At 59.2% G+C, this 18,881-nt stretch carries 19 protein-coding genes; 15 read left to right on the top strand and 4 right to left on the bottom strand.

Annotation, left to right across the window (positions count from 1 at the left end; all coding sequences use genetic code 11):
• Window positions 1–10: 10 nt before the first annotated feature.
• A complete protein-coding gene (locus tag E4K09_RS03310) occupies window positions 11–1,819 on the bottom strand; it encodes an adenylate/guanylate cyclase domain-containing protein (RefSeq protein ID WP_134495191.1) in 1,809 nt (602 codons plus the stop codon).
• A gap of 208 nt (window positions 1,820–2,027) precedes the next feature.
• On the opposite strand from E4K09_RS03310, the gene E4K09_RS03315 reads away from it, so the two are divergent.
• Window positions 2,028–3,920, top strand: a complete 1,893-nt coding sequence (locus tag E4K09_RS03315; protein WP_134495193.1) for a di-heme-cytochrome C peroxidase — start codon at window positions 2,028–2,030, stop codon at window positions 3,918–3,920.
• A gap of 60 nt (window positions 3,921–3,980) precedes the next feature.
• On the opposite strand, the gene E4K09_RS03320 is transcribed toward E4K09_RS03315, so the two are convergent.
• Entirely contained in the window at window positions 3,981–4,865 is an 885-nt protein-coding gene (locus tag E4K09_RS03320) for a LysR family transcriptional regulator ArgP (RefSeq protein WP_134495195.1), read from the bottom strand.
• A 95-nt stretch (window positions 4,866–4,960) separates the two neighbouring features.
• Between E4K09_RS03320 and E4K09_RS03325 the strand changes: the two genes are divergently transcribed.
• Both E4K09_RS03325 and E4K09_RS03330 read left to right on the top strand, forming a co-directional pair.
• Complete coding sequence (locus tag E4K09_RS03325) at window positions 4,961–5,575, top strand: LysE/ArgO family amino acid transporter (protein ID WP_134495197.1); 615 nt, start codon at window positions 4,961–4,963, stop codon at window positions 5,573–5,575.
• Between the two features lie 321 nt (window positions 5,576–5,896).
• The gene (locus E4K09_RS03330; RefSeq protein WP_134495199.1) at window positions 5,897–6,064 is read left to right on the top strand and encodes a YqaE/Pmp3 family membrane protein; all 168 of its coding nucleotides are present in this window, start codon (window positions 5,897–5,899) and stop codon (window positions 6,062–6,064) included.
• A gap of 523 nt (window positions 6,065–6,587) precedes the next feature.
• On the opposite strand, the gene E4K09_RS03335 is transcribed toward E4K09_RS03330, so the two are convergent.
• Window positions 6,588–7,058, bottom strand: coding sequence for an opioid growth factor receptor-related protein (locus E4K09_RS03335; protein WP_134495201.1), 471 nt, complete (start codon window positions 7,056–7,058; stop codon window positions 6,588–6,590).
• A gap of 386 nt (window positions 7,059–7,444) precedes the next feature.
• On the opposite strand from E4K09_RS03335, the gene E4K09_RS30075 reads away from it, so the two are divergent.
• From E4K09_RS30075 to E4K09_RS03360, 4 genes are all read left to right on the top strand, one after another.
• The gene (locus E4K09_RS30075; RefSeq protein WP_280177443.1) at window positions 7,445–7,849 is read left to right on the top strand and encodes a GNAT family N-acetyltransferase; all 405 of its coding nucleotides are present in this window, start codon (window positions 7,445–7,447) and stop codon (window positions 7,847–7,849) included.
• A 55-nt stretch (window positions 7,850–7,904) separates the two neighbouring features.
• Window positions 7,905–9,110: an aminotransferase class I/II-fold pyridoxal phosphate-dependent enzyme gene (locus E4K09_RS03345; RefSeq protein WP_134495205.1), complete on the top strand. Its 1,206-nt coding sequence runs from the start codon at window positions 7,905–7,907 to the stop codon at window positions 9,108–9,110.
• Between the two features lie 467 nt (window positions 9,111–9,577).
• Window positions 9,578–9,862 (top strand): hypothetical protein, encoded by a 285-nt coding sequence (locus E4K09_RS03355; RefSeq protein ID WP_134495209.1) that lies wholly within the window; start codon window positions 9,578–9,580, stop codon window positions 9,860–9,862.
• A 982-nt stretch (window positions 9,863–10,844) separates the two neighbouring features.
• Complete coding sequence (locus E4K09_RS03360; protein ID WP_244610340.1) at window positions 10,845–11,441, top strand: transglutaminase-like cysteine peptidase; 597 nt, start codon at window positions 10,845–10,847, stop codon at window positions 11,439–11,441.
• A 62-nt stretch (window positions 11,442–11,503) separates the two neighbouring features.
• On the opposite strand, the gene E4K09_RS03365 is transcribed toward E4K09_RS03360, so the two are convergent.
• A complete protein-coding gene (locus E4K09_RS03365) occupies window positions 11,504–11,701 on the bottom strand; it encodes a hypothetical protein (protein WP_134495213.1) in 198 nt (65 codons plus the stop codon).
• A 260-nt stretch (window positions 11,702–11,961) separates the two neighbouring features.
• On the opposite strand from E4K09_RS03365, the gene E4K09_RS28770 reads away from it, so the two are divergent.
• The 8 genes from E4K09_RS28770 (at window position 11,962) to E4K09_RS03400 (ending at window position 18,878) form a co-directional block, all read left to right on the top strand.
• Window positions 11,962–12,099 carry a hypothetical protein gene (locus tag E4K09_RS28770; RefSeq protein WP_166802138.1) on the top strand — a complete coding sequence of 46 codons (138 nt, stop codon included), beginning with the start codon at window positions 11,962–11,964 and terminating at the stop codon, window positions 12,097–12,099.
• 139 nt (window positions 12,100–12,238) lie between these two features.
• The gene (locus E4K09_RS03370) at window positions 12,239–12,850 is read left to right on the top strand and encodes a hypothetical protein (RefSeq protein WP_134495215.1); all 612 of its coding nucleotides are present in this window, start codon (window positions 12,239–12,241) and stop codon (window positions 12,848–12,850) included.
• Between the two features lie 338 nt (window positions 12,851–13,188).
• A complete protein-coding gene (locus tag E4K09_RS03375) occupies window positions 13,189–13,833 on the top strand; it encodes a cysteine hydrolase family protein (RefSeq protein ID WP_134495217.1) in 645 nt (214 codons plus the stop codon).
• Between the two features lie 10 nt (window positions 13,834–13,843).
• Window positions 13,844–15,163, top strand: coding sequence for a glutamine synthetase family protein (locus E4K09_RS03380; protein WP_134495219.1), 1,320 nt, complete (start codon window positions 13,844–13,846; stop codon window positions 15,161–15,163).
• Window positions 15,163–15,966, top strand: a complete 804-nt coding sequence (locus tag E4K09_RS03385; RefSeq protein ID WP_134495220.1) for an N-formylglutamate amidohydrolase — start codon at window positions 15,163–15,165, stop codon at window positions 15,964–15,966. Before E4K09_RS03380 ends, E4K09_RS03385 begins: the two co-directional genes overlap by 1 nt.
• A gap of 224 nt (window positions 15,967–16,190) precedes the next feature.
• Window positions 16,191–17,363, top strand: coding sequence for an ABC transporter substrate-binding protein (locus E4K09_RS03390; protein ID WP_134495221.1), 1,173 nt, complete (start codon window positions 16,191–16,193; stop codon window positions 17,361–17,363).
• A gap of 80 nt (window positions 17,364–17,443) precedes the next feature.
• Window positions 17,444–18,178, top strand: coding sequence for an ABC transporter ATP-binding protein (locus E4K09_RS03395; RefSeq protein WP_134495222.1), 735 nt, complete (start codon window positions 17,444–17,446; stop codon window positions 18,176–18,178).
• Window positions 18,171–18,878 carry an ABC transporter ATP-binding protein gene (locus E4K09_RS03400; protein ID WP_134495223.1) on the top strand — a complete coding sequence of 236 codons (708 nt, stop codon included), beginning with the start codon at window positions 18,171–18,173 and terminating at the stop codon, window positions 18,876–18,878. The genes E4K09_RS03395 and E4K09_RS03400 overlap by 8 nt, the downstream gene beginning before the upstream one ends.
• The last annotated feature ends 3 nt before the right edge of the window (window positions 18,879–18,881 follow it).

The raw sequence follows: 18,881 nt of genomic DNA on the forward strand, positions 1-18,881 counted from the left end.
ATAGAAACTCTTACTCCGGAAGCCCTGCCTTGATCAAACCTTCCAGGTAGCGATCAGCCCCAGGTGACGGCCGGTATAGGTTCCTGATCTTTTCTATGTGATAGTCGGGATCATGGAACAACAACTGCTCTACTGCTCGATGAGCCTCATCAATGCGCCCGAGCTGAGCGAGACTTGCTATGAGAGGTCTGTAGCTTGCAGTCCAAGTATCCTGTTCACTGATGGCCCGCTGAGCCCACTTGATGCTCTCGTCATACTGGCCTTCCATGCAAAGCGCGACGGCGAGGCCAGACAGCATCGCGACCATGGTTCGATCGAAGGGGCTCAGTCGCATTGCACAGTGAAAGTGAGGAATCGCTTCCTGCTGCAGGCCTGCCCAACAGCGGACCCACCCGCTCATCGTATAGGCGGGAGCACAACTCGGGTTGAGAACAAGCGCTCGGTCAAGAAGAAACATGGCCATATCGAGGTTGTGACCAAGATACCCGATCGCCTGCGCCGACATCCAAAGAACGGTCGGATCATCCCGCTCCCGGTCTATTGCCAGCCGGGCGGCTGCAATGCCTTCCTGGCTATCCTTGGCGGTATTCCGGCTCCAGCCCTGCGCAATGTAGTAGACGTAACACCAAGCCTTCAACGCATGAGGCTGCGCATAGCCGGGATCGTTGATCGTAATTTCTTCTAGAAGGCGTAAGGCCTCCTCGACGCCGTCTCGTGTGCCCTCATAGAATTTTCCAAGAGCGCGAAGAAACTGATCATAGGAGCTTAGATTTTCAGGAGGCGTGCGTCGGACTCGTTCGATCTCGGCACGGCGAAGATGAGGTTCGATGGCCGCGGCAACACTGTCCGTAATCCTATCCTGGAGTTCGAAGACATCCTCCACATCGCCATCGTAGCGGCCAGCCCAGATCTGTGTCTCAGTTTCCGCTTCAAGCAAGCGCCCCGTCATGCGCATACGATGTCCCGAGCGTCTCACGCTGCCATCAAGAAGGTAGCGCACACCAAGATCGGCTCCTATGCGCTTCGGGCTGGCCGCTCCTCCCTTGTAGATGAAAGTAGAGTCTCGAGCGCTGACGAAAAGCCACCTCAATCGACCGAGCGCCGTCAGGATATCCTCAACAATGCCGTCTGCCAGATAATCGGTTTCCCGGTCATCGCTTAGATTTCTGAACGGCAAAACGGCAATGGACGGCTTCTTGGGCATTGTCAGGAGCGGGAAGGGGCGGCTCCCATGGGACGAGGCACGCGCTGCGACAGCTGTGCCTCGTGAGGCGTAGACCTGGATCGGACGAGTGATGTTCTTCAGGACCTGCTCACCACGTTGCTCAAATCTGAGGTTCAACCTGCCGTGCAATTCGTCGTAGACCTTGGCCGAGATGCATATGCTCCCCGGTTCGGCGATCTCCTGCAGGCGGACGGCGACATTCACGCCATCGCCGTACAAGTCCCCATCGGGCCCACAGATGATGTCACCCAGATTGATTCCGATCCGCAGGGAAATTTGCCTCTCGACGGCCTCGGAGCTGGCCCGATCCGCCAGCTGGCGCTGAACCTCGAACGCGCAGATGACAGCTTCTACAGGGCTGCCGAATTCAATGATCGCGCCGTCACCCGTCGTTTTGATAAACCGCCCGTGATGTTTCTTGACCGCGGGTTCTGCAACTTCCGTCATGACTTTCTGCATGGCGGCAAGTGTGCCGACCTCATCCCGTTCCATCATCGCGGTCGAACCGACAACGTCAGCGACCAAAATCGCCGCGAGGTGGCGTGGTCCTGTTGCAGTGCTGACCACGGGAGACTTTACCCGGCTTTCCAACATAGCTGTACCATCACACTCGTCCGTTATGCAGGCGAAGAACAAGGTCAGTAACACTCCCCTACTATTAGGGGCTACTCAGTTGTAAAGATGCTCGTTCATTGGTGACAATACAGCATCGCTCAAGCATTCTTACTCTCAGTATATCAGGTTTATGCTTCCCAGGTTAGATGAACATTTTCTCCTCACCCCCAGCTTTTCGGGAGGGAGCATGCGTAACAAAGTTTTGTCGAGAGCTGCATCTGTATTGACGATATTGCTCAGCATCGGCGCCGGATGGGCCCGGCCAAGCTCGGCGGAGCCTTTTACCCAGCCGGCTTTTCTGGATCAAGGCTGGAGCGAGGACGACAGGACGTGGTTCTACACTGCTTCCCAGGGCTCGCAGTTGATGCCTTATAGCTGGTTCATCGCCTTGGAGAGGCCAGACAGCGAAGCGATGTTCCTGGATGATAAGCTCGCCCGCTTTGGATACATCCCTCCTTATCGATCAAAGCTGTTGAACGACCGCAATCCGGATGGATTGCCGATTGGTTTCGTCCGAGACGATGACGAGAAGCGTGGGGCCTGGATCGGTATGACATGCGCCGCTTGTCACACGAACCAAGTGGAGTTCAAGCGGAAGCGGTTGCAGATCGACGGCGGCCCAGCCAACGCCGATATGTTCGCGTTCATTGAGAGCCTGGCGGCAGCACTTGAGAGCACTGCGGCAAGCGATGAGAAGTTCAAGCGATTTTCTGCGCGCCTCCAGGCTTTGAAACCGCCCGTCACGGATGAGCAGAGCGTCCGGTCATACCTTCGTGAACTCCGCCAGAAAGTAGGATCGCGCCTGCAGGTCAGAGATCTGATTGCCCCGGCCGGAACCACCCCGGTAAACGAAGAGCAACTTCGCCGTAACCTCGTAGAGTTCTCAGAACAGTTCAAGCGCTTCGTCAGTCATAGTCGATCAGACGTCGCCTGGGGCCCCGCTCGCCTGGATGCCTTCGGGATGATCTTCAATCGCTCTACCGCGATCAATCTCAATCAACCCGAAAACAATCATCCGCCGAATGCTCCGGTCAGCTATCCCTTCCTTTGGGACACATCTCACCACGACCGTGTGCAATGGAATGGATCCGCGCCCAACGTGCTTGCTTTCGAGCGCTTGGCTCGGAATGTCGGGGAGGTGCTCGGGGTTTTCGGCCGTGTGGAGATACCGGCGGAAAGATTGGTGGTGCCGCCGCTTTTTTACGAGAGCAGTGTGGATCGGCTCAATCTGATGCTCATCGAACAACGATTGCGGAAGCTGACTTCGCCCGTCTGGCCGCGGGATCTGGAGCCAATTGATGCCCGGATGGCCTCCGCAGGCAAGCGTCTCTACGACCGCTATTGTGTGAGTTGCCATGCCATTGCGAAACGAACAGGCCCTGACCGTTTCACCAAAGTTGTCATGACGCCTCTCGCGGCGATCAAGACCGATCCGGTCATGGCCACGAACGCACGAGAACTGAGGTCGAAAAGTGGTGTCCTTGAAGGTGTTCGGATGCCGCCACTTCCTCCATTGGAAGGTGATCCCCTCGAGCCTGAGTCCGCCAGCATCGACATCGTGCGCAATCTTGTCATCGGAACGATCTTGGCGCCGCCCGACTGGATAACGCCGCCGCAATCGTTGGATGAAGCCAATCGAAGTTTGGTTCGAGGAATCACGGCGAAGCGAACCCTCAGGACCGACGTGGTGGAAGATTTGGGCGTCGCCGTGGAAAACCAGGTAAACCTGCTTGCACGTGCCAAGCAGTTGGCAGATGAGAGAAGAAAAGGCCTGAGGCTCGAATACAAGGCTCGACCGCTCAACGGAATATGGGCAACGGGGCCCTATCTTCATAACGGCTCAGTACCGAATCTCTATCAGCTTCTTCTGCCATCCGATCAGCGAGCTGCGAGCTTCATGGTGGGGAGCCGAGAATTCGACCCTAAACATGTCGGCTTCCGTTCAGATGTCGGATCGTTTCAGTTCGATACATCGCGGCTCGGAAACTCGAACAAGGGTCACGAAGGCAGACCTTACGGCACGGACAGCCTGACGGAAGAAGAGCGCTGGCAGCTCGTCGAGTACCTGAAAACCCTTTGATCTCGGGAAAGCTCGATCTGGAGCGGACGGGTCGTACAGCTCCAAGACCTGACCCTTGTATTATGCCGGTACCAGCATCGTTCTGGCCTCCTGCACGACGGTACGAGTCATACGGCCCAGCACAGGTGCCACGATGCGACTCTGCTGCCAGAACAACGGGACATCCAGAGGCTGATCCGGCCTCAGCGCAACCAGCCGTCCGGCGCGAAGGTGTTCCATCACGAGCGGCTCCGGGTTCATGCCCCAGCCGATCCCGGCCAGAGCCGCATCCACGAAGGCCTGGGACGAAGGGAGCCAGTGAAGCGGGGGCTGCAGGTCGGTTCCGAAGGCCTGCCGTAGCCAATCTGCCTGAAGCCGATCCTTCTGATTGAAGATGAGGCACGGAGCACGTGCCGCCGCAGACTTGCCGAAGCCGTCGGCAAACCACTGGGCGCAATATTCCGGGCTTGCTGTTGCGACATAGCGCAGGGCGCCAAGGGCGTGGCAGTCGCAGCCCTGAATCGGCGTGGCGTGCGCCGTCACGGCTGCCACCACCTCGCCGCGCCGGAGCCATTCCGCGCTGTGGTCCTGATCATCCAGCACAAGATCGAACAGGTATCCTTCCGTCCTTGCCATGGCTTTGATGAACCAGGTCGCGAGACTGTCGGCATTCACGGCGATCCGCAGCGTCACGGGTTGATTTCCAGCCTGAAGCCCCGGAAGGTCCTCGTGCAGGGAGCTTTCGAGCAGCGCCACCTGCTCGACGTGCTGGCACAGGCGCTGACCCACCTGGGTCGCCGTGCAGGGCTGACCTCGGACCACAAGCACCACCCCGAGCCGTTCCTCCAGCAGTTTGATCCTCTGTGAAACGGCTGAAGGCGTGATGTTGAGGTGCTGAGCAGCCCGTTCGAAGCTGCCGGTTCGGATCACAGCCGTAAGTGCGGACAGGTGGGCATAGTCGAGCATGGATTAGAAATTCTAACGTGGCTTCAGGTAATTTAACTATCCTAATTTGGGAGCTCGGGCTAGCTCAATCGACCCTTGATTTTCGCGGAGTCGATATGACGATCCCTTTCTTCGCAGGCTTCATGCTTGGCTTGAGCCTGATCCTCGTCATCGGAGCACAGAACGCGTTTGTCCTACGCCTTGGCCTGAAGGGCGAGCACGTCCTGCCGGTCGTCTTGACCTGCGCTCTCTCCGATGCTGCGCTGATCCTGGTCGGCGTTATAGGGTTTGCGCAGGTGAGCACCGTCATGCCCTGGGTGGAGCCCGTCATGCGGTATGCAGGCGCGGCCTTTCTTGTCGCGTACGGGGCTCGCAGCTTCCGATCGGCTTTCTCAAACGCGGCCAGTCTCCAAGTATCCGGGACAGCCAAGACCACACTGCAGGGTGCCTTGCTCACCTGCTTGGCGCTCACCTGGCTCAATCCTCACGTGTACCTTGATACTGTCGTGCTGATCGGGTCGATCTCGACCCAATTCGACGAAGGGCGAGGAATGTTCGCACTCGGAGCCATGCTTGCTTCGTTCACCTTTTTCTTTTCGTTGGGCTATGGCGCCCGCCTGCTGCGCCCCTTCTTCGCCCGCCCGAGAACGTGGCGGATTCTCGATAGCGGCGTCGGTCTGGTCATGTGGGTCACGGCCGCACGAGTGCTGCTCGCTTCCGGGCCTGCGTAAGACGCCAAGCCGAGACTGCCGCCCGTACTGGTCGGCTCGATCCTGTCTTCGACGTGACCGGCTCCAAGGAAGCGGCTCAGGGGCAAGGCTGAGGGAAAAGAACGTCGCACCCAGTCGGCGGAAAATATCGCCGACGATTTGGGCTTGAGCGATGAACCGAGGGGCAGCATTTCCGTTCTCGAAGGATATGGACTGACCGCGGAAATCCCCATGGCAGGAACAAGGCCGCTCAGCAGGGCTGCAGACTTCCGGAATGCGAGCGTCACCGGCATCCGCTGGATTGCGCGCGATGATCCTTTTCAGCTTTAATGTGAGGCGTTGATGGCAAACTTCCTGCGTGTTCTCCTTGCGCTCCTTTTGCCGCCTGTTGGCGTGTTTCTTACCGTCGGCATCGGTGGGCAATTCTGGCTCAATATTCTCCTGACGATTTTTGGCTACATTCCCGGCATCGTTCACGCGGTATGGGTCATCGCACGGCGCTCTCAGTAAATCCTAGCGCGGTCATCTGGCCGGGTCGCTTCGGCATGATCAGCGGATCACCGATGGCATAATGTTCGGCGCTGCTCGGGCATTTATGCGGTTCTCTCGCACGGACCTGGTGCTCCAGCGCCGGGTTTCCTGCGCCGTTACCATGGCAGTATGCCGCGAATGCCGCGCTTTAGGCAAAAATTCAGGCCCGACATGAAACAATGACCGGAGTGTGCCGGCGAACACATCAAGCCCGAGCCTGGCGCCGTATTCTTGCGACAGGTTTTGATCAGATGCCTCGAGTCCTTGGCAGCAACAAGGACACGCGAGGCGAGGGGGTGCCATGATCGCAGGCAACAACTCATCGGTGTCGGGATCGGGCAGGCTGAAAGCATCCGAGTGGGCTGCCATTGTCAGCTGTCTGGCCTTTCTCACGTTTTGGCTCGGTATGTCATTCGTCTAATACGCTTATGGCGTGGCGGAGAATACTCCGCCTGAAACCTCAGTCTCGGCGTAGCTTTTGCCCATGATCCGGCCTGTGGCCTCAATCTTGGGCGGCCTCGGTCCAAAATTGCAAGCTGCGGGCATTGGCCGGAGCTCCGCCCGCCTCGTGCAGGCTCAGGATGGCCCGGTGGAAGCGTTGCGCCGCGTCCGGTCCCACGAGGAGCTTCAGGCTGCGGATGATGCGGGTAATCCGTAAATGGTTGTGGTCGTGTCCGGTGAGCCACCCATTCGTCTGACGATAAAACCGCAGCATCCGCTCCTCCGCCTGCTTGAGTGTCGCCGCCGCTCGCGGATCGGCCCTGATCGCGTCGATCTCGGCCTCCGTGAGGACAGGCGCGTCCGGCTGAGCGGCGCTGCGGGCGGGCAAGGGAAACAGCCATTGGATATAGTCATGGATCTGTTCCAGCTGCTCATCCGGCAGGAGGAGCACATCACCCGCAAGACGCCCACGGTTGTCGCCTCCAAGGCCAGCCAAGTAGGCATGAAGAGGACCTGAAGCCGAGACCGACATACGTTCCTCCCTTCTCTCATCTTCTTGGATAAGGAGCCGGTGTAAGAGGTGTTCCCGTTGAAACGGCAAGCGATCGAGGTGCAGGAGCATTGAATACCAAGCCGACCCACACAATGGCTCACGAGCCGAACTCAGTACGGTTTCGAGTTCGAGCTCTCATCGGGCCCAGAGCAAGCGATGGAGAAGAGGTGCACCCGGCCACTGCAATCCTCTCGAAGGCTGCTCTATGCAACATTGTTAACTGAATGTAGCCGCCTTCATCAGGCGCTTGCGCAGGCGAGTACGTGATCTTCCACACGCCGCCCTCGTCCCCTGCATGGTACTCAGTTCCGTGTGTTCCTGACTAGGCTCCCATCCTGATGGAGAAATGGGCCATGATAGCCTCAATGAACATATCCGTAGAGACGGATCAGTTTAAACCACGGACCACTCTCCTGAGGAGCCCCACATCCTCGAAACCGAACCGATCGGCGACTGTTCAGAATGCCCTGGTCCAAACGGCTGGCGTTGACGATCACCTCCATGAGCCACACTGGTACCTGCCATTGATCGGCGTCGATCCTGCCCGGCAGCGGAAGGGCTATGGCTCGATGCTGTTAGCTCATGCCCTGAGAGCCTGCGGCGCGACCGGAACTCCCGCCTATCTTGAATCGTCCAACCCGGAAAACATCCCGCTCTACCAACGACATGGCTTCAAGGTGCTTGAGACCATCCAGGTGGGGACCTCTCCTCCGGTGATTCCCATGCTCCGCCACCCTCATGGAAAAGTGGCCAGGAAACATCGCTCTTGAAGGCAGCGTCATCGCGCTTCACGAGCCAGCATAGGTCAGACCCAGGAGAGATAGGATGCAAGTCGCCTCCAACCGTGTGCGCGCTGCGGCGGACAGCTTCGAGCCGATCCGGCAGTTTTATTTTCAGTCCCGGTACGCCGACAGGCGGGGCGATCCCGGCATCTGTGATTTCACCTTCGGCAATCCCCATGAAATGCCCCTGCCGGGGCTGGTCGAGGCCATCCGGCACCATGCCGTGCCGTGCAATAAGGACTGGTTCGCCTATAAGACCAGTGAGTCAGGACCCCAGGCGCTCCTGGCCGAGCGCCTGGGGCAGGAGCTGTCGTTGCCCTTTGAGCCTGCCGATATTGCGCTGACGAATGGGGCCATGGCAGCCATCGCGGTGGCGTTCCGTCTGCTGCTCGATGCGGGTAGCGAGGCAATCTTCTCGACGCCGGCATGGTTCTGTTACGAGCCAATGCTCCTGGCGGCGGATGCCGTGCCCCGGAAGGTCCGGCTCCAAGGTGAGCGGTTTGACCTGGATCTCTCCGCCATCAATGCGGTGATCTCGTCGCGAACACGTGTGGTGATTATCAACACGCCGCATAACCCGACAGGGCGCATCTACAGCCGCGACCAGCTAACCGCGTTGGCGGAGCTGCTGAACCGCGCCTCTGAGCGGATTGGAAGACGCATCTTCATTCTTTCCGACGAGCCTTACCGCCGCATCCGCTTTGACGGGCACGATTTCATCAGCCCAGCGGCGGTCTATCCATGGACGCTGATCTCCTACAGCTACGGCAAAGTTCTGTTGGCTCCAGGGCAGCGGCTGGGCTACCTGGCTCTGTCGCCGTTGATGCCAAGCGAGGATAAGCAGGCGATCCAGGATAGCTTGTTTGCCGCCCAAATGGCCTTGGGATGGTGCTTCCCCAACGCGGTGATGCAGTATGCCGTGCCGGACCTGGAAGGCCTCAGCATCGACATGCACGCTCTCACGGCCAAGCGGGCCCGCATGACTGCGGCTTTGGAGCAGGCAGGCTACGACGTGCTGGAGCCTGAAGGTACCTTCTATTTGTTCTGCAAGTATCCCGGTGGAAGCGGGGAGCAGTGCTGGGACGCCCTGGCGAAACGTGATGTGTTCGTCATGCCGGGTCGCGTCATGGACGTCCCTGATTACTTTCGCATCAGCCTCACGGCCTCGCAGCCGATGATCGAGCGCAGCCTTCCGGTCTTTGCAGAGGTTGCGAACGCCATCCGGAGTGAACGCCAGGCGGCCGAGTGAGACGGCACCACCGGATCCGGACGAGCCCGGCCTGCGACAAGCTGGCGTAGGCGAAGAAAAGTGCATGTTGTGTCGTCTTCCAGACAGACCCGACAGGCGCGAATCAGTAGTTACCAACACATAAACAAAACAGACGCCTGGGGCACACACGCAACTAACGAGAATGGTCGAGCCTGCGCACAGAGCATGGCAACGGCTGTCTTCGTGAACTTGGGGGCCCCAATGAATGGCAAAAAGCGCAAACCCGTGCCTTCTGTGCGTCGGTACGCCCGCCAGCTTGAGCGACAGCTTAGAGCCGTAGAAGCGCAAATTGCGTGCTTGGAGCAAGCCCGCAGCCTCGAACTGGCACAGCAGGATCACTTCGTCCTATGGAGGCGGCCGAGCCTTTTCGCTCCATGGCCCATGTGCCTGCAATAGCTGACCAGCCAGCCTGTTAGATTGTACCTTCCCGTATCTGGACACCACTCATGAACAGCCACACTTTCAGTTCTCCCGTCTATATCAGGCTCGAAACCGCACTTGGTCAGAGGCAGCGATATCCGATCAACAGCCCTTCGAAGGCCGTTGCCGCAATGCAGTGGTACAAGCTGGATCCACTCAAGGACGTGCTTTCCGTTCATCCTGGAATCTGGTTGGTTGCGAGCTCGGCCTTGGCACAGGCGCAAAACTATCCGGCTCCTGAGACCGTCGAGCACGCCCGAGCAATGTTTGAAGTGCTCGCACGGAGAGCTGGCATTCTCGCAAGCGCCTGAAGTGCGAAGCGCAACCGCGTTCGGTAGCGTGAGGTGTTCTGCATGCGCGATAGCACATCAACCATATAAGCCATGATCGTGCAGCAGAGATCCTTTCATGGAGAAACGTCCGCATCTTGCACGCACGCTTGCTCGTCTCTGGTCTGAAATCATGTTCTCCTCAGCATCCAATTGGGAAGGTCACCCTATCCGATCCAAACTGACATCGGCCTGTCCTTCTACAGCCTGATCCGGGACTGCGCGGCCACGACCTGGGTTAAAGGACGCTAGAGTTTTCCGGGAACGATCACCTTTTCGGCGAAAGATTAACTTGGTTAATGGCACAGCGTCGGTAAAGCCCGCAGGATGGATGGGTTCCGCTATGCCACACTCCTTCTTTCACCATTTCATCGACAACCGGATGATTTGGGATCGACCGGGCTGTGAGCTGCCGGTTCGGTGGTTGGTGCCTGACCCGAGCGGCGCGAGAGCCCTTTGGACGGACATTCTTTCCGACCGGGTTTTGCCAGACCGGATCACAATCATCACTGACGAGCTCGGTAAGGTGCTGTTCACGACGATGAGATGATCCTTCGCCGTCCCTGACAGGAGAGCCGCGATGCTGAAGTTCCCGGTTTTCGGGTTTTCACGCCGGGTTGAAGATACGGTAGCCCGGGCCATGGCCATTCTCAAAACACGACCGGACTATACGGCAGGACCGCGACTGACCCAGGCACCCACGCAAGGGGCCGGCGCCCGAAAAGCACGAGCTTAGGGCAGGGGTTATTGGAACCCGCCCCTCTCGGGGCGTGACATGAATCCAACAGATCCCCTTTCTCTCGCTTGAGGCGGAACGATCCTGCTTGTTTCAATCCGGCCCTCCTGTCAGCTTGGCTGAAAGCAAAGGCCAAGCGGGTGGGATATGACACATTGGGTATCTCGGGATTTCTGTGCCCGGTGGTCAGGTGCGTTCACAAGAGGCATGCAGGCCGTCGTTCTGGCCATGGCCACCGTGCTCTTCATGGTGGGGGCTGAGCCTGCGCTTGCAGGATCTCCATCGATCACGGCGGCCATCCGTGAGGCTCTTCATCCCATGGATCGGGCGGGACCGACCCGGGCTTGGATCGAGTTCTGCGAACAACTGCCCCAAGAATGCGAGGTGGATACGTCAGAACCAGAGTTCATCCCGCTGTCTCACGACACCTGGGCCATCCTCAGAGATGTCAACGAGCAGGTGAACCACACGATCTTGGCAGTGACGGATAAGGATCATTGGGGGGTCGCGGATCGTTGGGACTATCCAGACGATGGCCTCGGCGACTGCGAGGACATCCAACTTCTCAAACGCAAGTTACTGATCGAGATAGGGTTGCCTCGCCGAGCCCTGCGGATGACGGTGGCCATTGATGAGGACGGCGCTGGACATGCTGTGCTCATGGTGCGCACGGATCACGGCGATTTTATCCTCGACAACAAGCGGGATGACGTTCTCTCGTGGCAGGAAACAGGCTACCAATATGTGAAGCGTGAGGGCGCGCACAGCCTGGAATGGGTCTGGCTCGGAAACCGTGGTGCGCCCGTCATGACAGCCAATCGGTAATTGCCCTGGGGCGTACGAGACTTATAGGCAATTGGTCTCGGACGGGCTGCTCTCATCCGCCGTTAGCGAAGAGGGGCTGAATTGGGCTCCTCTGGGATGTGCTCTGCAAAGCCATCGATTGCCGATGGCAGGGTCTCGCGAATAATCCCGAACACAAATTCAGGCGTTACATTGTCTCGGGTAGAGGAGAAAGGCGTATCGCTGGACTGATGGAGCCGATCAACAACAACCGCTGCTGATTGCATCAGATCATTACCCATGATCTCTGCTTGACTTTCCGGTTCTTCCTAGCCCGCGGATGATCGAGGAAATGTTACTCGACCGCGGCACCGCCGCATCTCGCGAGCCACTCCGGTGCTAGGCACCGAATCCGGAGTGGAGTACGCTCGGCACATGACGTGCAAGAGCCCGAACCGCCACAGGAGAATAAGCTCCAGGGACGTTCTTGTCTTCGTGCGGTATGATCTAAGAATCGAGGCCTCTCGCGGCAGAGCATCGTGGGGCGCTGGAGGATTGAACCATGGCACATCGCGAACAGCATGGGAACCGGGAAGCGAAGAAGCCGAAGAAAGAAAAACCTAAGGGCGGCGCGACAGCCCAGCCTCGCAAGTGGGCTGTCAGTGAGATCGTGGAGGCGCGCGCCGATTCCAAGCACTAGGCATCGGTCAAGCCTCGGTTCCGCTCACCGTCTGAGTTGGAGCGGGTTACGGCAAAACGAGGGATCGCCGCTGCCGACCCGTCAACCGGAACCATTTTGCTTGAGGCTCCATTGCCCTGAGCAGGAAATGGAGGTTCCTATGCCTGACGAGAAGATCGACCAGAAGCGCCCGATCGATGCGGATCATGAGCCCAAACCTCTTCAGCAGCGGCATGTGGACGACACCGTCGACGACAGCTTCCCGGCCAGTGACCCGCCCGCCTGGACCACGTCCGCATCGAAGAGCGTGGCCGCAGAATGCGAACCGGATGCGCTGAACGAGGCCCCCACGCCTCCGGGCCAGGGGCTAGAGGGCAAATCTGCCAACACCGGCCTGCCCGGAACCGAACAGGTCTATGGTCTTGCCCGCGACCTTTACGAGCGCGGGCAGAGCTACCTGGAAGAGGGCAGACGGTATCTGCCCGAGGCCACCCGGTACTATCGGCAGGGGAAAGAGGTTGTGAGCCGACCCATGCAGGAGCACCCGCTCGCTACCGTGCTCGCTATTGGAGCGCTGGGCTGCGCTCTGGGGTGGATGCTGGGCCGCCGGACGACGAGCTCCACCCCAACACGGCAGTGGTATCCGGAATTCGATCCGCACTCCACACGGCCGCAACACTGGCGGCCGTCAGCTCGGCCGCCACTTCGCAGAGACCATCTGCCTTCAAGCTATGAGGCCGAGGCGGCAAGCCACACGAATAACAGCTTCTGATCAACTCATCACTGATCTGCGTCGCGGACCCCTCGGGCCACACCAGAGTAGCCCGAGCGGTTGCGTGAACGATACGCCGCCTGACAGGGTGGCATCGGATAGATCTCAAGAGTGGATCCCACTTCTTCACGCCCGCAATCATAGCAGATGCTGCCAGTGCAGATGGCAGCGCGTCTGTGGTATCCTACTGATGGCCGCAGTCGCGCTGCTTCAGAGATTCATGACTGCATACCAACCCGTAGACTTCACAAGTTGCTGCGGCGGTGGCGCAACTGTTAAGCTGCCGTGAAAGAAGTGATTCCGCGTTATGATGTCACCTTAAAGCTGGAGCGCCCTCCATGACTGAACCTCTGCCGCGCCGAGATGGTCCCTTCGAGGCGGGTAGAACTGCGCTCCTTCTGGTCGACATGCAACGCATCTGGCTCGAGCCCGGGCTTGATCCGGACCATGCGGACTGGACGGAAGACCATTACTTTTATCGTGAGCTCAGAGAGCGCGTTATTCCAAATCAGAAGCGACTCCTGCGAAGCGCGAGAGCTGCCGGAGTAGAGGTTCTGCATACGATCATTCAGAGCCTGACTGAGGATGGCCGCGACCGTTCCCTCGATCACAAGCTGACCCCAATCCACATACCTCCGAGCTTGAAAGAGGGGTTGCCTCCGCCGGAGCTTGCGCCGGTCGGAGACGAAATCCTGCTGCCGAAGACGTCGTCCGGCGTTTTCAATTCGACTAATATCGACTACCTGCTCAAGAATCTTGGGATCCGCCATCTGGTTGTGGCCGGTATCCTGACCGACCAATGCGTGGACATGACCGTTCGCGATGGGGCTGACCGGGGATATCTTGTCGCCTGCGTATCCGATGCCTGCGCAGCGCCTACGCCGGAAAGACATGAACACGCTCTGAAGGCATTCGGCGGCTATTGCTGGGTATCGAACACAGACACCATCGTGTCCCGCTTCGACGCTCTGTCACAAAGCTAGGGGGCAGGCAATGAATGCAGGCTCAATCACGCCGCTCGTCAGCGTTGTCACGACCGATCTCGCCGCCATCACGCGGGGGCGCCCTATCCCGGTCGAGCATCTTGATAAGGCGACTACCGGCGTCGGCTGGGTCCCGGCCAATCTGTGTCTAACGGCCTTCAATACCATTTCCGACCCGAATCCCTGGGGCTCGGCAGGCGACCTTCGCATTCTGCCCGATCGAAGCGCCCGCTACACGACCGCGAAGACCGGCGCCGCGACTCCTTTCGACATGGTAATGGGGGACATCGTTGAGCTCGACGGGACGCCTTGGCAGGGGTGCCCGCGAACCTACCTGAAGGCCGCTCTTGCTGCGTTGAAAGAGGTGAGTGGGCTGACGCTGCTCGTCGCTTTCGAGCAGGAGTTCCAGCTGGTGAGCGACGCACCGGCCGCGCACGCCTTCTCGTACGAAGCGCTGCGGCGAGCAGACCCATTCGCACCCATGCTCTACGCCGCTTTGGACGAAGCTGGCGTCGAACCCGAGATGGTTCTCGCGGAGTATGGTGCGCACCAGTTCGAAGTCACCCACGCGCCTGCAGAGGCGATGACCGCCGCAGACCGTGCAGTCGCAATCCGCGAGATCACCCGGGAGGTTGCGCGGATGCTCGGCTCCCGGGCCAGCTTCGCCCCAAAACCGGATCCGAACGGCGTTGGAAATGGCGTTCATATCCATTTCAGCTTCATCGACGCCGAGGGGCGTCCCGTCACTTATGCACCCGATGGGCCTGGCGGTCTCTCCCCTGTCGCAAGCGCCTTCTGCGCCGGTATCCTGCGCCATCTTCCGGCCATGACGGTTCTCACGGCTGCAAGTGTGCCGTCGTATCTGCGCTTGAAGCCGCACAGCTGGAGTTCGTCTTATACATGGCTCGCCGAGCAGGATCGTGAGGCGACGCTGCGCATCTGTCCAGTCGTGTCCATGGGCGGGCGCGACCGTGCAAAGCAGTTCAACCTCGAATTCCGCGCCGTGGACGCTACGGCCAATCCCTATCTGGCACTTGCGGCGATCGTGCGCGCCGGACTCAGCGGCATAGAGAGCAATCTTCCGGCTCCGCCGCTTATCACCGGGGACCCATCTACAATGAGCGAGAGTGAACGAGCCGAGAAAGGACTCGTCCGACTGCCGGAGACGCTCGAGGCTGCGCTCGATGCCTTCACGGCCAACCCGGCTGTGCAGAGCTGGTTCGCACCCGCATTTGTCGAGAGTTATATCGGTGTACGGCAATCCGAAATGGCGTTTCTGGCCGGTCGCGACATGGCCGAAGTCTGTGCCATTTATAGAACGCTCTACTGATGAATGGACGTCGATCGGGCCTATCCAGGTCGGCCTCGGAAGACTGGCCGCCGCCGGTTGAGATCCTTAACGAAGCCGGAGCCTCGGAGATCGTGTTGGTCTGCGAGCATGCCTCCAATCACATACCCTCAGAGTACAACAATCTTGGTGTATCACCGGAGGATCTGACACGGCACATCGCTTGGGACATTGGTGCGGCAGAGGTCACACGAGGCTTGGCCGAGGCTCTGGATGCGCCGGCCTTCCTTGGTACGTACTCGCGCCTGCTTGTCGATTTGAACCGGCCATTCGGCTGCCAATCGAGCATGCCCGTGCGCTCAGAAGCGACGGATATTCCGGGCAATATTGGTCTTGGCACTGAGGAGTGCGAGCGCCGCAGGCAGGCCATTTTCGATCCCTTTCACGCTGTCATTGCGGCGCATCTCGACCGTCGGACAACACAGGGGCGCCACACCCGACTTGTGACGATCCACAGCTTCACGCCTGTCTTTCTCGGCGTTACGCGTCCTTGGCACGGAGGAATTCTGTTCGATCGCTCGCGGCGTTTCGCCGAGGCAGTGATCTCAGGGCTGTCGCATGATTCGATGCTCAACATCGCAGCGAACCAGCCTTATGGCATTCACAGAGACGAAGATTATGCGGTGCCGATCTATGGCACTGACCGCGGACTGCCTGCAATTCTGGTCGAGATTCGGAATGACCTGATTTCCAATGTCCGAGGTGTAGAGCAGTGGGTGGTGCGGCTCGCGGATGTGCTTCGAGCACTCCCGCCACTCGATGAGGCAGGCTTTGTCTCGGAATGATGGAACGTTTCGTGCGCAGCGGCGAGATAACTGCTCATGGCGACACAACATCAGGATTGCGCAGTTTCTGAAAAAATCCTTTGATAGATATGCCGTTTTTCGACAACGCGTTCGCTCAATCAAGGAGCCAACATTCTCCTGAGCGGCCGCGTTGGCGATGATGATCGATATTGGATCCGCGTTGCCAAGTGATCCAATGGCGCAGACAAGAAGAGGGAACTAGAATGAACACTCACCTGACGAGATTGATTGGGACAGCCGCGGCGGCGGTTCTCCTGACGACGGCCGCCGCACAGGCAGCCGACAAGATCGTGATCGGCGGCGCCCTGTCGCTGACCGGGGTACAGGCGCCTCTCGACACGCCCGGCTTCAAAGGAGCGCAGGTTGCGGTCAAGTACCTCAATGACAATGGCGGCGTGCTTGGCAAGCAGATCGAGTTCGTGAACATCGACGGCAAGTCGGATCCGGTCACGGTCGGCAATGTGGCGGTCGAACTCATCGACAAGGGGGCTGAGATGATCCTCGCTCCTTGCGACTTCGATTTCGGCAGTCCGGCGGGGCGAGAGGCCCAACAGGCGAACGTCGTTGGCCTATCGACCTGTGCGTCGGATCCTCTCTACAGCGCGTGGACGCTCGGCGACAAGCAGTTCACACTCTCGATGTGGAACACCACGATGGGTGCGGTTGCGGCCGATCTCGCCAAGGAAAAAGGCTGGAAGACGGCCTATGTAGTCACGGACCAGTTCATCGCCTACACCAAGTCTCTGTCCAAGTATTTCGTTGCTCAATTCAAGGCCAATGGCGGCGAGATCCTCCTCGAGGATACTTACACCAACGGCGACAACAATTTCTCCGCCCAGCTCGCGCGCCTGAAGGCGCTCGGCAAGAAGCCGGATGTTATTTTCGTCTCGTCTTACGGAACAGATATCGGGATGATCATCCGTGCGCTCCGTGAGGTCGGTTACGATGCACCGGTTCTGGGCGGAGATGCCTATGACGACCCGGCCCTACATACGGCTCTGGGCGAGAAGATGGGCAACAACGTCTTCTTCGTCACGCATACCTGGATGGGGCCGGAGGCGCATCCGGACATGCCGAAATTCATCGGGCTTTATAAGGAAATGTTCAAGGAAGATCCTGACACGTCCTTCGTGGCAACAGGCTGGGACTCGATCATGCTGCTTGCTGAAGCCGTCAAGGCGGCAGGATCCACAGACGGTGATGCGGTTGCGAAGGCTCTCGAGGATGGCAGCTTCAAGCTCCTCACCGGAGAGCTCGACTATGGAACGGCAGCGGAAGGACATGTACCGAACAAGGCCGCGGTGGTTCTCGAGCTCAAGGGCGGCAAGCCCCAGTTTGTCGGCTGGCGCCGCCCCGAGCGCGTTCCCGCACCCTGATCTCCACGTTTCCCCCGGAGACAGCTCCGGGGGAAACAGCTAAGGCCCAGCTTTTGCGAGGCTCTTTTTCCGGAAAGTTTATGCCGAATCCCTCCCTTAAAGTTGTCGACGTCGCAGTCGAGTTCTCCGGTCTGCGCGCACTGAACGGTGTATCCCTGACCCTATCACCAGGCGAGATCGTCGGATTGATTGGCCCGAATGGGTCGGGCAAGACCACCATGATCAACGCGATGACCGGCCAGGTGCCGCTCGCAGGCGGGCAGGTCATGTTGGGCGACAAACAGATTTCTGGTCTCACGCCACGGAAAATCGCACTTGAGGGCCTTTCGCGATCATTCCAGATCGTTCGTTTGTTCAACAACATGACAGTGCTCGACAATGTCGAGTCCGCAGCGCTCGCGCATGGCTGCAGCCTGCGCGTCGCACGCGAGAAGGCGCAGACGCTGCTCGGCGAGTTTGGCCTTTCTCCTCGTGCGGATGATCTTGGGGCGAGCCTCAGTTACGGCGACAAGCGGCGCGTCGAGATCGCGCGCGCTCTGGCCGCCGATCCTGCCTTTCTGTTGCTGGACGAGCCTGCCGCAGGCATGAACGAGGCAGAGACGGAAGCTCTTCTTCACATCCTCGCGGGGCTCCCGAAAAGCCGCGGCCTTGGATTGCTCATCATCGATCATGACATGAGTCTGATCATGCGGCTCTGCGACCGGCTTCATGTTCTTGCATTCGGCAAGACGATCGCGGAAGGGAAAGCCGACGAAGTGCGTCGAAACCCGGCGGTGATCGAAGCCTATCTCGGATCGGAGGCTGCACGTGCTTGAAGTCGCCGATCTCGAAGTACGCTATGGCGCAATCAGGGCTGTGCGCGGCATTTCCCTGGCGGCGAAGCGCGGGGAGCTGATAACGTTGCTCGGCGCCAATGGCGCCGGGAAATCTACGACCATGATGTGCATCGCCGGAGCGCTCAAGGCATCGGCAGGCTCCATTCGGCTGGCGGGCGAAGACGTGACGTCGGCGGGCCCCGAGACGATGGTGCGAAAAGGGCTTGCGACCGTCACCGAAACGCGGGACGTATTTCCGGACCTCACCGTGTCGGAGAACCTGATGCTCGGCAGCTATATCCGGCGCCATGACCGGGTAGGGGTGGCTGAGGATCGGGAAAGGATGCTGGCCCTCTTTCCGCGCCTTGCCGAGCGCTCGGCCCAGCCGGCCGGAACCCTGTCGGGAGGCGAGCAGCAGATGCTCGTGATCGCAAGAGCGATGATGTCCCGTCCGAAGGTTCTGTTGCTCGATGAGCCGTCACTTGGTCTTGCGCCAGCCATTGTCGACCAGATCTTCGAGATGATCGGTGTTCTCAAGCGGTCGGGTCTCACCATCGTGCTGGTCGAGCAGAACATTGCCAAGGCGCTCGACGTCGCCGACCGAGCCTATGTGATGCGCCTCGGACGGATTGCGGCCTCCGGAACGGCGGACGAAATCAGTGCGGCCACTGATTTCAATGCGGTCTATCTCGGGGGGTGAAGA

It is taken from the genome of Microvirga pakistanensis, from assembly GCF_004458765.1.
Classification (GTDB): Bacteria; Pseudomonadota; Alphaproteobacteria; order Rhizobiales; family Beijerinckiaceae; genus Microvirga; species Microvirga pakistanensis.

Bases quoted from the DNA above. Each gene is read 5' to 3' on its own strand.
- E4K09_RS03335 (WP_134495201.1), bottom strand. From the start codon at position 7,058: ATGTCGGTCTCGGCTTCAGGTCCTCTTCATGCCTACTTGGCTGGCCTT.
- E4K09_RS03365 (WP_134495213.1), bottom strand. From the start codon at position 11,701: ATGGGTAATGATCTGATGCAATCAGCAGCGGTTGTTGTTGATCGGCTC.
- E4K09_RS03345 (WP_134495205.1), top strand. From the start codon at position 7,905: ATGCAAGTCGCCTCCAACCGTGTGCGCGCTGCGGCGGACAGCTTCGAG.
- E4K09_RS03360 (WP_244610340.1), top strand. From the start codon at position 10,845: ATGGCCACCGTGCTCTTCATGGTGGGGGCTGAGCCTGCGCTTGCAGGA.
- E4K09_RS03310 (WP_134495191.1), bottom strand. From the start codon at position 1,819: ATGTTGGAAAGCCGGGTAAAGTCTCCCGTGGTCAGCACTGCAACAGGA.
- E4K09_RS03320 (WP_134495195.1), bottom strand. From the start codon at position 4,865: ATGCTCGACTATGCCCACCTGTCCGCACTTACGGCTGTGATCCGAACC.
- E4K09_RS03325 (WP_134495197.1), top strand. From the start codon at position 4,961: ATGACGATCCCTTTCTTCGCAGGCTTCATGCTTGGCTTGAGCCTGATC.
- E4K09_RS03375 (WP_134495217.1), top strand. From the start codon at position 13,189: ATGACTGAACCTCTGCCGCGCCGAGATGGTCCCTTCGAGGCGGGTAGA.
- E4K09_RS28770 (WP_166802138.1), top strand. From the start codon at position 11,962: ATGGCACATCGCGAACAGCATGGGAACCGGGAAGCGAAGAAGCCGAAG.
- E4K09_RS03355 (WP_134495209.1), top strand. From the start codon at position 9,578: ATGAACAGCCACACTTTCAGTTCTCCCGTCTATATCAGGCTCGAAACC.
- E4K09_RS30075 (WP_280177443.1), top strand. From the start codon at position 7,445: ATGAACATATCCGTAGAGACGGATCAGTTTAAACCACGGACCACTCTC.
- E4K09_RS03380 (WP_134495219.1), top strand. From the start codon at position 13,844: ATGAATGCAGGCTCAATCACGCCGCTCGTCAGCGTTGTCACGACCGAT.
- E4K09_RS03330 (WP_134495199.1), top strand. From the start codon at position 5,897: ATGGCAAACTTCCTGCGTGTTCTCCTTGCGCTCCTTTTGCCGCCTGTT.
- E4K09_RS03390 (WP_134495221.1), top strand. From the start codon at position 16,191: ATGAACACTCACCTGACGAGATTGATTGGGACAGCCGCGGCGGCGGTT.
- E4K09_RS03315 (WP_134495193.1), top strand. From the start codon at position 2,028: ATGCGTAACAAAGTTTTGTCGAGAGCTGCATCTGTATTGACGATATTG.
- E4K09_RS03395 (WP_134495222.1), top strand. From the start codon at position 17,444: ATGCCGAATCCCTCCCTTAAAGTTGTCGACGTCGCAGTCGAGTTCTCC.
- E4K09_RS03385 (WP_134495220.1), top strand. From the start codon at position 15,163: ATGAATGGACGTCGATCGGGCCTATCCAGGTCGGCCTCGGAAGACTGG.
- E4K09_RS03370 (WP_134495215.1), top strand. From the start codon at position 12,239: ATGCCTGACGAGAAGATCGACCAGAAGCGCCCGATCGATGCGGATCAT.